We start from the raw sequence: 14,454 nt of genomic DNA on the forward strand, positions 1-14,454 counted from the left end.
TCGGCGGAGGACACATGGCTCGCGGAGGCATTAACAAAGCGGTGGTGAAAAAGGCGCGCCAGGCGATTCTCGCCCGCGGCGAACACCCGAGCATCGATGCAGTACGCATTGAAATGGGCAATACCGGCTCAAAAACCACCATCCACCGCTACCTGAAGGAGCTCGACGATGGCAGCACTCGCCGGGAGGCCGGCCCGGTGGCCCTGGATGAGGAACTGAGCGAACTGGTCGGGCGCCTGGCGCAGCGCCTGCAGGAGCAAGCCCAGGAGCCCCTGGAGCAGGCCCTCGCCCTCTCCGAGCAACAGAAGCAGGCATTCGAGCAACAGCTGGAGCAAGCCCGACGCACCCAGGAGCAGCTGCAACAGCAACTGCAGATCCAGGCCAGCGCCCTGGCCGGTGAAAGCGCCGCGCTGCAAGACACTCGCTCGATGCTGCAAAGCGAACAGACCCGCAATGCCGAGCTCAACCAGGCGCTAAAGGACTACGACCTGCGCCTGGAAGACAAGGAGCAGCAGATTCGATCCCTGGAAGACAAGCACCTGCACGCCCGGGATGCCCTGGAACACTACCGCGCCGCCAGCAAGGAACAGCGCGAGCAGGAGCAGCGCCGCCACGAAGGCCAGCTGCAGCAGTTGCAGGCCGAACTGCGCCAAGCCCAGCAGAGCGCCCTGGTTCGCCAGGATGAAATCACTCAGTTGCATCGCGACAACGAGCGCCTGCTCAGCGAACAACGGGCCAGCCACAAGGAGCTCAAGCACGCCCAGGATGCCGCCAGCCAGAGCGCCGCCCTGCAGGCACAGCTGCGCGAACAGCTGACACGCCTGGACAGCGCCAGCACCCTGCTGCAGGAACGCTTGCGTGTGGCTTCGGAGGAGATGCAGGCACTCAGGGAAAGAGCCGACGAGCAGACTCGCCTGAGCAAGGAGATGGAGTTGCGCGCCGCCAAGGCCGAGGCCGGCCTTGAGGCGCTGCGCCTGGCCTCCGCCAGCAAGGCGAAGGCTGGCAAGAAAGCCGACGCCTGATCAGTCGGCGACAGGTGTGCGCATGGTGACGAACTCTTCGGCGGCGGTCGGGTGCACGCCGATGGTTTCATCGAAATCACGCTTGGTCGCCCCGGCCTTCAGGGCAATCGCCAGCCCCTGGACGATTTCACCAGCGTCCGGACCGACCATGTGGCAGCCCAGCACTTTGTCGCTGTCGGCGTCCACCACCAGCTTCATCAGGGTTCGTTCCTGGCAATCGGTCAGGGTCAGCTTCATCGGCCGGAACCGGCTTTCGAAGATCTGCACCTTGTGCCCCGCTTCCCGCGCCTGCTCTTCGGTCAGGCCAACAGTGCCGATATTCGGCAGGCTGAACACCGCCGTGGGAATCATCCGGTAATCCACCGGGCGGTACTGCTCGGGCTTGAACAGGCGCCGGGCCACGGCCATGCCTTCAGCCAGAGCCACCGGGGTCAGCTGTACCCGGCCGATCACATCGCCAATCGCCAGGATCGATGGCTCGCTGCTCTGGTACTGCTCATCCACCTCGATAAAGCCACGCTTGTCGAGTTTGACCCCGGTGTTCTCCAGGCCCAGGTTGTCGAGCATCGGCCGACGCCCAGTGGCGTAGAACACACAATCGGTCAGCAGCGTGCGGCCATCCTTGAGGGTGACAAGCAGGCTGCCATCGGCCTGCTTGTCGATGCGCTCGATGTCGGCATTGAATTGCAGGTCCAGCCCGCGCTTGGTCAGCTCTTCCTGCAGATGCTTGCGCACCGCGCCGTCAAAGCCGCGCAGGAACAGATCGCCGCGATACAGCAACCGGGTGTCGGCGCCCAGACCGTGGAAGATCCCGGCAAACTCCACCGCAATGTAGCCGCCGCCGACCACCAGCACGCGCTTGGGCAGCTCCTTGAGGAAGAACGCCTCATTGGAGCTGATGGCATGCTCGCGCCCCGGAATGTCCGGAATCTGCGGCCAGCCGCCGGTGGCAATCAGGATGTGCTTGGCGGTGTAGCGCTGGCCATTGACCTCGACCTGATGCGGATCGATTAGCTTGGCGTGGCCTTCATGCAGGGTCACACCACTGTTGACCAGCAGATTGCGGTAGATGCCGTTGAGACGATTGATTTCACGGTCCTTGTTGGCGATCAAGGTCGCCCAATCGAAATGGGCCTCGTCAAGGGACCAGCCGAAACCCGACGCCTGCTCGAAGTCTTCGGCAAAGTGCGCGCCGTACACCAGCAGCTTTTTCGGTACACAACCGACGTTGACGCAGGTACCGCCCAGATAGCGGCTCTCGGCGACCGCGACTTTCGCGCCGAAGCCCGCCGCAAAGCGTGCGCAACGTACACCGCCGGAACCGGCGCCAATTACATAAAGATCAAAATCGTAGGCCATTTCACTCTCCCAGGCAGGCTGACAAGCATAACCGCAGATGGCGATCGGGTCAGCGCAGAGGATTGACATAAGGGCAACCAATGAAAAAGCCACCCGAAGGTGGCTTTTTCCGACAAACCCGCGCGGCTGCTATCAGTAAGCCTTGCCGGTCTTGTAGAAGTTCTCGAAGCAGAAGTTGGTCGCGTCGATGTAGCCTTCGGCGCCACCGCAGTCGAAACGCTTGCCCTTGAACTTGTAGGCCATTACACAGCCGTTCTGCGCCTGCTTCATCAGGGCGTCAGTGATCTGGATTTCGCCACCCTTGCCCGGCTCGGTCTGCTCGATCAGGTCGAAGATGTCCGGCGTCAGGATGTAACGACCGATGATCGCCAGGTTCGACGGCGCATCTTCCGGCTTCGGCTTCTCGACCATGCTGTGAACGCGGTAGATGTCGTCGCGGATCATCTCGCCGGCGATCACGCCGTACTTGTTAGTTTCCTGCGGGTCGACTTCCTGGATGGCCACGATCGAGCAGCGGAACTGCTTGTACAGCTTGACCATCTGGGTCAGGACGCCGTCGCCTTCAAGGTTGACGCACAGGTCGTCCGCCAGTACCACGGCGAAGGGTTCGTCACCGATCAGCGGGCGGCCGGTCAGGATCGCGTGACCCAGGCCTTTCATTTCAGTCTGGCGAGTGTAGGAGAACGAGCACTCGTCCAGCAGTTTGCGGATACCAACCAGGTATTTCTCCTTGTCGGTGCCCTTGATCTGGTTTTCCAGCTCGTAACTGATGTCGAAGTGGTCTTCGAGGGCGCGCTTGCCACGGCCGGTCACGATGGAGATTTCAGTCAATCCGGCATCCAGCGCTTCTTCAACGCCGTACTGGATCAGTGGCTTGTTCACCACCGGCAGCATTTCTTTAGGCATGGCTTTAGTCGCTGGCAGGAAGCGAGTACCGTAACCGGCTGCTGGGAACAAGCATTTCTTGATCATATGAGTCCTTAAAAAGGCTGTGCGTGCGAGTTTCGGCGCAGTCTAATCAGGCGGCGTGCACCTTACAATGCCCCGCGCTGGCTAACCGCTGCCATCATAGAGAAATAAAGCGCCATATAGTTCCGTAGCATTCATCAGTTAGCGCTCAAGGTAAACGACCACGACCCCGCAGGCCTTGAAATCCGCCGCCTGCGCGCCGGACACAAGCATCGAGCGGACACGCCGCCGCAGCCATCCCAAACGCCCTCGCAGCGCCTCTGCCAGGCGCGACTGATGGCACCGTTCACGGCATTCGGCCACCTCTGGGCAGTTCGCGGAATATTCCGTCTATCGAGCAGCGGCACTTTTGCGCAGCGGCGGCGGACTAAGGGGATGCGCTGTACCGAAATGGCCATTAGCTATAGCATCGCAACGCTGACGCATGGCCCCAAGCTCCCCCCTCCTCTGCAGACGACGAAATCCCCCCATGAACAAACTTCTCGCAGTCACCGCGGTACTGGCTCTGACCGGATGCGCCACCGCCTCCAATACTTACCTGGCCAATGGCGAGCAGGGCCTGAGCATCGATTGCTCCGGAGAGGCCGGCTCCTGGGCCAGCTGCTATGAAAAGGCCGACGCCTCGTGCGCCGGTACCGGCTATCGGATCGTCAGCACCGACGGCACCCCGGCCCCCAAGGAAAGCGACAAGACCCTGGGCGTCGATGTCGGCAACTACAAGAGCCGCAGCGTGGTGGTGGTCTGCAAGTAGCGCACGGACGCCCGCTACATATGAATTTCGGCGAACTTGATGCCCAGGCCGCGAATGGTTTCGATCAGGTCGTCGAGGCGAGCGAAAGACTCCACCTCGTCACTGTCATCCACCAGAAAATAGCTGCGCCCGGCGCTTTTCTTGAAGAACACGATCCACTCCCCGGAATTGGCCGGGTTCTGGATCACATGGGTGGCAGAGATCGAGCCCTCTGCATGCTTTTCCCTGACGTGTTCCCGCTTCATGCTCTCTCCCAAAAAAGCGATGCCGCCAAGGCGTGAGCCCAGGCGGCATCGGTAACGACAGGCGCTAGTTTATCGGATGCCCTGGCCGATCAGCACGCCTTCTACGGTCTGACCGTACAAATTTACCCCGTCATTGGCGTGAAACTTGACCCGGGTCTTCTCGATCGAGCCCTCCACCAGACGCGGATCCTGCGGCCGCTCATGGCTGTTGACGAAGGCCGCCACGTCCCAAGCCTGCTGATCGCTCAAGCTGCCGCCCTTGCCCAGGGGCATGTTGTGCTTGATAAAGGACGCCGCGGTATTGATCCGGTGCATCCCCGCCCCCCAGTTGTAGGAATCCTTGCCCCACAGCGGCGGCATCACGTAATCGGCCCCGACCTTCTGCCCCTGCCCTTGTTCACCATGGCAGACCGCGCATTGCGCCTGGTACACCGCCGCGCCCTGCTTCAAGTCATAACCCTTGGCTGGCTGAGCCACGTCGGGATACCCCCGGCCCGGCAGTTCGACGCCCAGTGGCGCCTTGCTCGCCAACCAGTAGGCATACACCGACAGCGCGGTGATCTCCGGGCTGTCGGCCGCCGGCGGCTGACCACCGTTCATGCTGAACTGAAAGCAGCCCTGCAAGCGTTCGGCGAAGGTGTTCACCTTGTCGTTCTTCTTGCGGTAGGCGGGGTACATCGGATAGGCGCCCCACAGCGGCGCAGAGTTGGCCAGACGCCCCTGATCGAGGTGGCAGTTGCTGCAATTGAGCCCATTGCCCACGTATTGCGGCGCGCGGCGCTTGGTGTCAACGAACAGCGCATGGCCCTCGCGCACCAGCTTGCCGTAGGCGTTGTCCGGCAACTCGCTTTCGGCGGGCGGCTTGAAGTACTGGGCCTGGGCCGAAGCGCTTGGCGCCGGTATCTGCGACTGGTCTTCCATGGCAATGCCGGCGGCTTGTACCTGGGCGGCGAGCAATGCCAGCAACGGCCCGGCAATCAATAGTTTCATGGCCGCGCCTCCTGGGATTTCAGTTGGGCAAAGTAGTCCGCCACGGCCGTGACCTCGTCGGCACTCAGGGATTTGGCGACATGCCCCATCAGGTCATTGGGATCGTTGTGACGAGTGCCGTCGCGCCAGGCGTTCAACTGAGCCACCAGGTAAGCGGCGGGCTGTCCGGCAAGCGGTGGAAAGGCCACGCCCACACCGACGCCACCCGGCCCGTGACAACTGACGCACTCGGGCACCTGACGCTCCCAGGCACCGCGCAGGGCCAGGCGTTCGCCGACGCCGCTGGTGCTCTGGCTGCGCAGGGTCTGCGGGGTCTGTGGCCCGGGCATGGCCGCCAGGGTCGCGGTGACCGCGGTGATTTCCTCTTCGCTCAAGGCCTTGGCCAGGGGCTGCATCACCGGGTTGCTGCGGGCGCCGCTGCGAAAGTCGTGCAACTGCTTGGCCAGGTAGCCCGCCGGCAACCCCGCCAGACGCGGAAAGCCGGCAGGCGCCAGCCCCATTGCATCAGCACCGTGACAGGCCAGGCAGGCCGTTGCCCCTGGCAGGGCACCACCCTGGGTGAACACCTTCTGGCCGTCGACGGCAGAGGCAGATTGCACAAACAGCAGCATCAGGCCGCTCAATAACATTCGATCCAGTGGGATCATATGCACTCCATTATTCTAGTTATATGCTTAGACCCAGCCGGTATAAGCACACAAATAGTAGGGCAATAGATCCACAGCGACAATGCGAAATGGCTGCCTGTGCCACTGCACGCTGGCCGCTGTCGCACTGGACGGACGCGGCCCGGCAGGGAGGAGGTTTGCACCGGCCAGCGCCTGCGGCATCCGCGCAAGGGACGCCAGGACGCGCCTGGGCCTGGAGGCTCAACCGGAGATGCAGGCCTCCCCCGCCTTGCGTACGTCCTGAGGCCGCAAGGGGTTGTTGGACATCTGCTCATGCAGCTTGATGCTGCTGCCCCCGGAGCGTTCATCGATGTAGAACACCGCCGCCGGGGCCGACGACAGGCTCTGGGGCACTAGCACTCGATAACCGTTCTTGTGCGGCTCGACCTGTAACGCACCGCGACTGCCGGAGAGCTTGCCGCTCAGGCACTGGACGTACTCCTGGGGCTTCTTGCCGGAGATGACGTTCAGGGTCGGCGGCGTCTGGTTGATGTCCGAAACCGTCGCGCAGCCACTGATGGCCAGCAGCACAATCCACACCCAGCGTTTCATAGCAAACCTCCAATAAATGCCCCTCCGACAGCAACGGCGCTGTTTTTCTCCGGAGGCACGGCTTTATCGCCGATAAAAATCCAAATAACTGTTTTAAATTGTCAAACCGCGACGCGGGGGCCGAATAATACCCCGTTGGGCCTGATAAACTGCGCCATCGCCCACGCACCTGTTTTGTTTTTTTGTAGCTATAGCCCTTCTGGAGGCGCCCATGAAATTCATCCACCAGCGCGAGCACCTGAACGAAGACGATATCGTCGTCATCGAATGCTCCCAGGTCTGCAACATTCGCCTGATGAGCGACGCCAACTTCCGCAGCTTCAAGAATGGCGGCCGCCACACTTATCACGGCGGCGCTTTCGACAAATTTCCGGCGAAGATCACCGCACCCAGCACTGGCTTCTGGAACATCACCATCGACACCGTCAACCGGCGCCCGATCAGCGTGACCCGCAAGCCGAACCTGAGCCACTCGATCCGCATCATTCGCCGTTCCAGCTCGAAACTGCGTTAAGCCACCGCCCCTCTGCGACAACAGGTAATCCCGTGCCCCAGACCACCAAGTACGTCATCAAATACAAGCTCAACGGCGAGCGCCGCTTCGAATTCGCCCAGCTGGAAAACGGCACCCAGGAAGAAGCCCTGGCCGCCCTGGAAGCCCTGCATGGTCAGTCCGACGACGTGATCAGCGACGTCAACGTCAGCAAGGCCCTGTAACTCCCCCACCCCGGATTCGAGCGCAAGCAGCGGAGTGCGTACTGGACAGCCGAGCCCCAGACTGCCCGGGATCTTACTGCCCCAGGACACTTGCGCCATGCCCGCTTCCTCGCTGCACCTGCGTCTGCAACAACTGGACTGGGCCCGCATCGCGCAGGCCCTGGACCAGGACGGCTGCGCCCGCCTCGAAGGCCTGCTGACGCCCCAGCAGTGCCAGGCCCTCAGCGCGCTGTATCCACAGCCCGAACTGTTCCGCTCAAAAGTGCTGATGGCCCGCCATGGTTTCGGTCGCGGTCAGTACCAGTACTTTGGCTATCCGCTGCCCGAGCCGGTGGCTCAACTGCGCCAGCAGCTCTATCCCCATCTGGTGGAGCAGGCCAACCGCTGGAACCAGAGCATGAACATCGACGTGCGCTACCCGGCAGAACATTCGGCATTCATCCAGCGCTGTCACGCCGCCGGCCAGTCGCGCCCTACGCCGCTGTTGCTGCAATACGGCCCCGAGGACTACAACTGCCTGCATCAGGATCTGTATGGCGAGCAGGTGTTTCCCCTGCAGGCGGTGTTCATGCTGTCCCGGCCGGGAACCGACTTCACCGGCGGCGAACTGGTGCTCACCGAGCAGCGCCCGCGCATGCAATCGCGGCCACAGGTCATTGGTCTGAAGCAAGGTGATGGGCTGCTTTTCGCCGTGCATCATCGGCCGGTAAAAGGTGCGCGCGGGCATTATCGGGTGACCCTGCGCCACGGGGTCAGCCGCGTGCACAGCGGCCAGCGCCACACCCTTGGAGTGATCTTTCACGATGCCTTGTAACCCAGACGCCCCGGCCAATCTCGGGCTCTTTGCCGAAAGCGACCTGCAGCAGCCGCCACGCACCGAGGTACTGGGCCCCCAGGCCCTGGTCCTGCGCGGCTTTGCCCTGCCCTGGATCGAGCGCCTGCTGCCTAGGCTCGACGAAGTGCTGGCGGCAGCGCCCTTTCGCCAGATGCTGACGCCGGGCGGCCATACCATGTCCGTCGGCTTGAGCAGTTGCGGCGCGCTGGGCTGGACCACCGACCGCCATGGCTACCGCTACAGCGCCATCGACCCGCAGAGCCTGCGGCCCTGGCCGGCGATGCCGGAAGTGTTCCGGCAACTGGCCGAGCACGCGGCGCAAGCCGCCGGCTTCAACGACTTCAATCCCGACTCCTGCCTGATCAACTGCTACCGCCCCGGCGCCAAGATGTCCCTGCACCAGGACAAGAACGAACGCGACTTCAACGCCCCCATCGTTTCCCTGTCCCTGGGGCTGCCGGCGATCTTCCTGTTTGGCGGCCAGCAGCGCAGCGACCGGAGCCAGCGAGTGCCACTGCTGCACGCTGACGTGGTGGTCTGGGGCGGCGTGGACCGCCTGCGCTATCACGGGGTGCTGCCGCTCAAGGACGGTACTCACCCAGAGCTTGGCCGACAGCGGATCAACCTGACCTTTCGCCATGCCGGGTGAGCGCGGGAATTCCAGCGCAAGCCACGGAGTGCCGGGCCGCCCCCGGGCGGCTAATCTGGCCGCCACGCCCAGCCGAGGACCGATCATGAATGCCCCATCGCGCAAACAGCGCATCGAACAGGACCCACGCTGGCAGGCCGTGCTCAAGCGCGACGCCAGCGCCGATGCCAGCTTCGTCTACGCCGTGCGCACCACCGGCGTGTACTGCCGCCCCAGCAGCCTGTCGCGACTGCCGAAGGCAGAAAACGTCGAGTTCTTCGACAGCGCCGAACAGGCCGAAGCCGCAGGCTATCGGCCGAGCAAACGCCAGGCCAGCGACCAGACCCAGATCGCGGCGCAGCATGCGGCGATGGTGGCCGAGGCTTGTCGGCAGATCGAGCGCGCCGAATCGGTCCCCAGCCTGGAGCAACTGGCACAGCACGCGGGCATGAGCAGCTACCACTTCCACCGGGTGTTCAAGGCCGCCACCGGACTCACGCCCCGAGGCTACGCCAACGCCCAGCGCTCGCGCAGAGTCCGCCATCACCTGGAGAACGGCCACTCGGTGACCGACGCCTTGTACGACGCCGGCTTCAATTCCAACAGCCGCTTCTATGAGGCGGCCGACCAATTACTGGGCATGAAACCCAGCGATTACCGTGCCGGCGGCCCCAACACCGATATCCGCTTTGCCGTGGGCCAGTGCTCCCTGGGTGCGATCCTGGTGGCCCGGAGCGAGCGCGGGGTCTGCGCCATCCTCCTGGGGGACGACCCCAATCAGCTGGTGGAGCAACTGCAGGACAAGTTTCCCCGGGCCAACCTGTTGGGCGCCGACGCGGATTTCGAGCGCCTGGTGGCCCAGGTGGTGGGCTTTGTCGAAGCGCCGGCCATCGGCCTGGATCTGCCCCTGGACCTGCGCGGTACCGCGTTCCAGGAACGGGTATGGCAGGCCCTCAAGAGCATTCCCGCCGGCAGCACCGCCAGCTACGCCGAGATCGCCCAGCGCATCGGCGCGCCCAAGTCCATGCGTGCGGTGGCCCAGGCCTGCGCGGCCAACAGCCTGGCGGTGGCGATCCCCTGCCACCGGGTGGTGCGCAGCGACGGCAGCCTTTCCGGCTACCGCTGGGGAGTGGAGCGCAAGCGTCAGTTGCTGGAACGCGAAGCGCTGCCCGAGTCTTGAATGCCGATGTAGATGGCCACCGAGTCAGGGCTGGTATAGACCTCGAAATCCGTGGCGAAGGCACGACGGACCTGGGGATTGTCCTGAAAGTAGGCCCAGATCAGGCCCCAGGTCTGGATCACGCAATCGGGCATCGCGCCCCGGGCTCTGAACACCAGGTAGTCACCGCCCTGGACCTGCACACTGGGGTAATCGGCGCTGGCGCCACTGACCGCCACCCCGGCCATCACGTCGAAGGCCCCGGAGGCATCGGACTCGTAGTTGGAATACACGCCATAGACAAACGAGTCCGCTTGCCGCGAGGTGATCTGGTTGAACAGGTCTTCGACATAAAAACGTTGCCACATCGGCCCGATCCGGGCGCTGTCCGCCTGTTGCTCCGCCGCGTTGCAGGTCCGTACTTGCAGGCCGGCAACGCTAAAGGGCAGGACTTCGCGCAGTTTTACATCCATGGTCGGCATTCCTTTTTTTTTTGGGGGGGGGGCGGTGAGGAAAAATATCCGCCGCAGTCTAGCCTCGGATAGACGCCGCCGACAGTGGTCGACACGGCGGTTGAATCAGTTGTCGAGGTGCCCGATTGAGCCCGGAGTGAAAAGTCAGCTGGCCGCGCAACGCCCTGGCCTGATAAAACCCCGGGGCGCTTCGCCCAATCCTGCCGACGGAGAACCCTTGCACATGAGCCACTGGACTGATCGCCGCCTCCTCGACCTGCTGGGCATCGAACTGCCCATCATCCAAGCCCCCATGGCCGGGGCCACCGGCGGCGCCATGGTGATCGGCGCCAGCCGCGCCGGCGCCCTGGGCTCGCTGCCCTGCGCCATGCTCAGCCCCGAGCAGATTCGCCTGGAGGTGCAGACCATCCGGGCCGCCACCCGCCACCCGCTGAACCTGAACTTCTTCTGCCACTCGATGTCCGCCGTCGACCCCGAGCAGGAGGCCCGCTGGAAAGAGGCCCTGAAACCCTACTACCAGGAGCTGGGAGCGGATTTCGACGCCCCGACGCCCGTCAGCAACCGTGCGCCCTTCGATGACGCCAGTTGCCAGCTGGTGGAGGAACTGCGACCCGAAGTGGTGAGTTTTCACTTCGGCCTGCCGGAGCCGGCGCTACTGGCTCGGGTCAAGGCCACAGGCGCCAAGGTGCTGTCTTCGGCCAGCACCGTGGATGAGGCGCTGTGGCTGCAAGCCCACGGTTGCGACGCGATCATCGCCATGGGCTACGAAGCCGGCGGCCATCGGGCGATCTTCCTCAGCGATGACCTCGACACCCAGGTCGGCACCATGGCCCTGGTGCCGCAGATCGTCGATGCCGTGAAGGTGCCGGTCATCGCTGCCGGCGGTATCGGCGACGCCCGGGGCATCGTCGCCGCCCTGGCCCTGGGCGCCTCGGCGGTACAGCTGGGCACCGCCTACCTGTTCACCCCGGAAGCCAAGATCAGCGCGGCCCACCACCGGGCCCTGCGCACCGCCAAGGAAAGCCAGACCGCCCTGACCAACCTGTTCACCGGCCGCCCGGCCCGGGGCATCGTCAACCGGGTGATGCGCGAAATCGGCCCCATCAGCCCGCTGGCTCCGGCCTTTCCCCGAGCCGGTGGCGCCTTGCTGCCGCTCAAGGCCAAGGACGAGGCGGACTTTGCCAACCTGTGGTCCGGCCAGGCCCTGCGCCTGGGCATCGAGCTGCCGGCCTACGAGCTGACCCTGCGCCTGGCCGAACAGACGCTGGCCCAGTTGAACAGACGCTGAGGAACAGGGCCGCGACTTCGGTCGCGGCCCTGTGCATGGGTGACCGTTTCGCAGTTCCGCTGGCTGGCGATTCGCTATATATTCCGCTATACAGCGCTTCTCCTCGCCTGGCTGCACAGGCCCTGCAATCAGCGCTGGCGCCCGTCCTTCCTTCCCCCCAATGGAGCTGTTTGATGAACCTTCGCGCCTCAGGTTTTGCCTCGACCGGCCTTGCCGCCCTGTTTGCCGTCTTCGCTTTGGGTTCAGCCCAGGCCGCTGAAGTCCAGGTGGCGGTGGCCGCCAACTTCACCGCGCCGATCCAGGCGATTGCCGCCGACTTCGAAAAAGACACCGGCCACAAACTGGTGGCGGCCTACGGGGCCACCGGGCAGTTCTATACCCAGATCAAGAATGGCGCGCCCTTTGAAGTCTTTCTCTCGGCCGACGACAGCGCCCCGCAGAAGCTCGAAAGCGAAGGCGATACGGTCAAGGGCTCGCGCTTCACCTATGCCATCGGCACCCTGGCCCTGTGGTCGGCCAAGCAGGGATATGTCGACAGCAAGGGCCAGGTACTCAAGGACAACCAGTACCAGCACCTGTCCATCGCCAATCCCAAGGCCGCGCCATACGGCCTGGCCGCGACCCAGGTCCTGGCCAAGCTGGGCCTGAGCGATCAGGTCAAGGACAAGATCGTCGAAGGCCAGAACATCACCCAGGCCTACCAGTTCGTCTCCACCGGCAACGCCGAACTGGGCTTTGTCGCCTTGTCACAGATCTACAAGGACGGCAAAGTCAGCAGCGGTTCGGCCTGGATAGTGCCTGCCCAGATGCATGACCCGATCAAGCAGGATGCAGTGATCCTCAACAAGGGCAAGGACAACCCGGCCGCCCAGGCGCTGGTCGACTACCTCAAGGGCCCGAAAGCCGCCGCCATCATCAAGTCCTACGGTTATCAACTGTAAATGAGCCTGTCGAGTGCCGATTTTTCCGCCATCTGGCTGACCCTGAAGCTGGCGTCCCTGACCACGCTGATCCTGCTGGTGGTCGGCACTCCGATTGCCCTGTGGCTGTCGCGCACCCGTTCCTGGCTGCGCGGGCCGGTCGGTGCGGTGGTGGCCCTGCCCCTGGTGCTGCCCCCCACGGTGATCGGTTTCTACCTGCTGCTGGCCCTGGGGCCCAACGGCTTTTTCGGCCAGCTCACCCAATCCCTGGGATTGGGCACCCTGACCTTCAGTTTCAGCGGCCTGGTGCTGGGCTCGGTGATCTATTCCATGCCCTTCGTCGTGCAACCGCTGCAAAACGCCTTTTCCGCCATCGGCAGTCGCCCGTTGGAGGTCGCCGCCACCTTGCGCGCCGGCCCTTGGGACAGTTTTTTCACGGTGATCCTGCCCCTGGCGCGGCCGGGCTTCATCACCGCCTCGATCCTCGGCTTTGCCCACACCGTCGGCGAGTTCGGCGTGGTGCTGATGATCGGCGGCAACATTCCCGACAAGACCCGGGTGGTGTCGGTGCAGATCTACGACCACGTCGAGGCCATGGAGTATGCCCAGGCCCACTGGCTGGCCGGAGCCATGCTGGCGTTCTCGTTCCTGGTGCTGCTGGCGCTGTATTCCAGCCGCAAGACCAAAGCCGGCTGGAGCTGAGCCATGAGCCTGCACATCAAGCTGCACCTGGACTACCAGGACTTCGACCTGGACCTGGACCTGCAACTGCCGGGCCGTGGGGTCACCGCGCTCTATGGCCACTCCGGATCCGGCAAGACCACCTGCCTGCGCTGCATCGCCGGCCTGGAAAAGGCCGGGCGCGGGCGCATCCAGATCAACGACGAAGTCTGGCAGGACAGCCGGCAACGGCTGTTCGTCCCACCGCACAAGCGCTCCCTGGGCTATGTGTTCCAGGAGGCCAGTCTGTTTGCCCACCTGTCGGTGCAGGCCAACCTGGAGTTCGGCCTGCGCCGCATCCCCAAGGCGCAGCGCCGGGTGGACATGGCCCAGGCCACCGAGCTGCTGGGCATCGGCCATTTGCTGCAGCGCCATCCACAGCACCTCTCGGGCGGCGAGCGCCAGCGCATCGGCATCGCCCGGGCCTTGCTCACCAGCCCGCGCCTGCTGCTGATGGACGAGCCCCTGGCGGCCCTGGACTCCAAACGCAAGGGCGAAATCCTGCCTTACCTGGAGCGCCTGCACGACGAACTGGATATCCCGGTGCTCTACGTCAGTCACTCCCAGGACGAAGTGGCGCGCCTGGCCGACTACATCGTCCTGCTCAGCGCGGGCCGCGCCCTGGCCAGCGGCCCCATCGGCCAGACCCTGGCACGCCTGGACCTGCCCCTGGCCCTGGGCGACGATGCCGGCGTGGTGGTCGAGGGCCGGGTCAACCACTACGACCCGAGCTATCAACTGCTGACCCTGCAACTGCCCGACAGCCCATTGCAGGTACGCGTGACCCACGGTCCGCTGGCCCAGGGCAAGGCCCTGCGCTTCAAGATCCAGGCCCGGGACGTCAGCCTGAGCCTGCAGGCCGGCGAACGCAGCAGTATCCTCAACCGCCTGCCGGTGACCGTGCGCGAAGAGATCCCCGCGGACAACGCCGCCCACGTCCTGGTGCGCCTGGACGCGGCAGGCACGCCGCTGCTGGCGCGCATCACCCGTTACTCCCGGGATCAGCTCGACCTGCATCCCGGCCAGCAGCTCTGGGCCCAGATCAAGGCGGTGGCGGTTCTGGCTTGAAGCCATCAGTGCCCTTGCCAGGGCCCCGGGTCCGGCGTTAGGCTGCGCGCCTTCCTTGCCGTCCCAGGACGATTGCCGACGTGAACAACT

Annotated in this window: 18 protein-coding genes; 11 read left to right on the forward strand and 7 right to left on the reverse strand. The window is 64.1% G+C overall.

The genetic code is table 11. The features are described 5' to 3' along the window. Positions 1-14: 14 nt before the first annotated feature. Positions 15-1,022, forward strand: coding sequence for a DNA-binding protein (locus GWQ44_RS09190; RefSeq protein ID WP_275927105.1), 1,008 nt, complete (start codon positions 15-17; stop codon positions 1,020-1,022). Here GWQ44_RS09190 and gorA read toward each other — a convergent pair whose 3' ends face one another. Continuing rightward, complete coding sequence (gene gorA / locus GWQ44_RS09195; protein ID WP_275927106.1) at positions 1,023-2,381, reverse strand: glutathione-disulfide reductase; 1,359 nt, start codon at positions 2,379-2,381, stop codon at positions 1,023-1,025. It lies immediately after the preceding gene. Between the two features lie 132 nt (positions 2,382-2,513). Further along, the gene (gene galU, locus GWQ44_RS09200; protein ID WP_003182953.1) at positions 2,514-3,353 is read right to left on the reverse strand and encodes a UTP--glucose-1-phosphate uridylyltransferase GalU; all 840 of its coding nucleotides are present in this window, start codon (positions 3,351-3,353) and stop codon (positions 2,514-2,516) included. A gap of 466 nt (positions 3,354-3,819) precedes the next feature. On the opposite strand from galU, the gene GWQ44_RS09205 reads away from it, so the two are divergent. After that, entirely contained in the window at positions 3,820-4,101 is a 282-nt protein-coding gene (locus GWQ44_RS09205; protein WP_253129916.1) for a hypothetical protein, read from the forward strand. Positions 4,102-4,115: 14 nt separating this feature from the next. On the opposite strand, the gene GWQ44_RS09210 is transcribed toward GWQ44_RS09205, so the two are convergent. The 4 genes from GWQ44_RS09210 to GWQ44_RS09225 form a co-directional block, all read right to left on the reverse strand. Next, a complete protein-coding gene (locus GWQ44_RS09210) occupies positions 4,116-4,346 on the reverse strand; it encodes a hypothetical protein (RefSeq protein WP_016964159.1) in 231 nt (76 codons plus the stop codon). A 69-nt stretch (positions 4,347-4,415) separates the two neighbouring features. Next, positions 4,416-5,336, reverse strand: coding sequence for a c-type cytochrome (locus tag GWQ44_RS09215; RefSeq protein WP_016964158.1), 921 nt, complete (start codon positions 5,334-5,336; stop codon positions 4,416-4,418). Beyond that, positions 5,333-5,983 carry a c-type cytochrome gene (locus GWQ44_RS09220; RefSeq protein ID WP_275927107.1) on the reverse strand — a complete coding sequence of 217 codons (651 nt, stop codon included), beginning with the start codon at positions 5,981-5,983 and terminating at the stop codon, positions 5,333-5,335. Before GWQ44_RS09220 ends, GWQ44_RS09215 begins: the two co-directional genes overlap by 4 nt. A 222-nt stretch (positions 5,984-6,205) precedes the next feature. Next, entirely contained in the window at positions 6,206-6,556 is a 351-nt protein-coding gene (locus tag GWQ44_RS09225; RefSeq protein ID WP_016964156.1) for a hypothetical protein, read from the reverse strand. Positions 6,557-6,767: 211 nt separating this feature from the next. On the opposite strand from GWQ44_RS09225, the gene GWQ44_RS09230 reads away from it, so the two are divergent. The 5 genes from GWQ44_RS09230 (at position 6,768) to ada (ending at position 9,916) form a co-directional block, all read left to right on the forward strand. Further along, positions 6,768-7,070: a DUF1883 domain-containing protein gene (locus GWQ44_RS09230; protein ID WP_016964155.1), complete on the forward strand. Its 303-nt coding sequence runs from the start codon at positions 6,768-6,770 to the stop codon at positions 7,068-7,070. Positions 7,071-7,102: 32 nt separating this feature from the next. Next, positions 7,103-7,273 (forward strand): hypothetical protein, encoded by a 171-nt coding sequence (locus GWQ44_RS09235; protein WP_016964154.1) that lies wholly within the window; start codon positions 7,103-7,105, stop codon positions 7,271-7,273. A gap of 97 nt (positions 7,274-7,370) precedes the next feature. Then, complete coding sequence (locus GWQ44_RS09240) at positions 7,371-8,087, forward strand: 2OG-Fe(II) oxygenase (protein ID WP_275927108.1); 717 nt, start codon at positions 7,371-7,373, stop codon at positions 8,085-8,087. Continuing rightward, on the forward strand, positions 8,077-8,757 hold the full coding sequence (alkB, locus tag GWQ44_RS09245; protein WP_103741546.1) for a DNA oxidative demethylase AlkB: 681 nt from the start codon (positions 8,077-8,079) through the stop codon (positions 8,755-8,757). Before GWQ44_RS09240 ends, alkB begins: the two co-directional genes overlap by 11 nt. 85 nt (positions 8,758-8,842) lie before the next feature. Further along, positions 8,843-9,916, forward strand: coding sequence for a bifunctional DNA-binding transcriptional regulator/O6-methylguanine-DNA methyltransferase Ada (ada, locus tag GWQ44_RS09250; RefSeq protein WP_103741545.1), 1,074 nt, complete (start codon positions 8,843-8,845; stop codon positions 9,914-9,916). On the opposite strand, the gene GWQ44_RS09255 is transcribed toward ada, so the two are convergent. Beyond that, on the reverse strand, positions 9,880-10,368 hold the full coding sequence (locus GWQ44_RS09255; RefSeq protein WP_275927109.1) for a GyrI-like domain-containing protein: 489 nt from the start codon (positions 10,366-10,368) through the stop codon (positions 9,880-9,882). The two genes, ada and GWQ44_RS09255, sit on opposite strands and share 37 nt — an antisense overlap. Before the next feature lie 223 nt (positions 10,369-10,591). Here GWQ44_RS09255 and GWQ44_RS09260 point away from each other — a divergent pair, with 223 nt between their 5' ends. From GWQ44_RS09260 to modC, 4 genes are all read left to right on the forward strand, one after another. Continuing rightward, positions 10,592-11,656, forward strand: coding sequence for a nitronate monooxygenase (locus tag GWQ44_RS09260; protein ID WP_275927110.1), 1,065 nt, complete (start codon positions 10,592-10,594; stop codon positions 11,654-11,656). Positions 11,657-11,829: 173 nt separating this feature from the next. Next, entirely contained in the window at positions 11,830-12,597 is a 768-nt protein-coding gene (modA, locus tag GWQ44_RS09265; RefSeq protein ID WP_275927111.1) for a molybdate ABC transporter substrate-binding protein, read from the forward strand. After that, positions 12,598-13,278: a molybdate ABC transporter permease subunit gene (modB, locus tag GWQ44_RS09270; RefSeq protein ID WP_016965820.1), complete on the forward strand. Its 681-nt coding sequence runs from the start codon at positions 12,598-12,600 to the stop codon at positions 13,276-13,278. A 3-nt stretch (positions 13,279-13,281) separates the two neighbouring features. Further along, a complete protein-coding gene (gene modC, locus GWQ44_RS09275; RefSeq protein WP_275927112.1) occupies positions 13,282-14,364 on the forward strand; it encodes a molybdenum ABC transporter ATP-binding protein in 1,083 nt (360 codons plus the stop codon). Positions 14,365-14,454: the final 90 nt, after the last annotated feature.

The organism is Pseudomonas sp. 3MA1, assembly GCF_029237275.1.
GTDB classification, from domain to species: Bacteria; Pseudomonadota; Gammaproteobacteria; order Pseudomonadales; family Pseudomonadaceae; genus Aquipseudomonas; species Aquipseudomonas fluorescens_AP.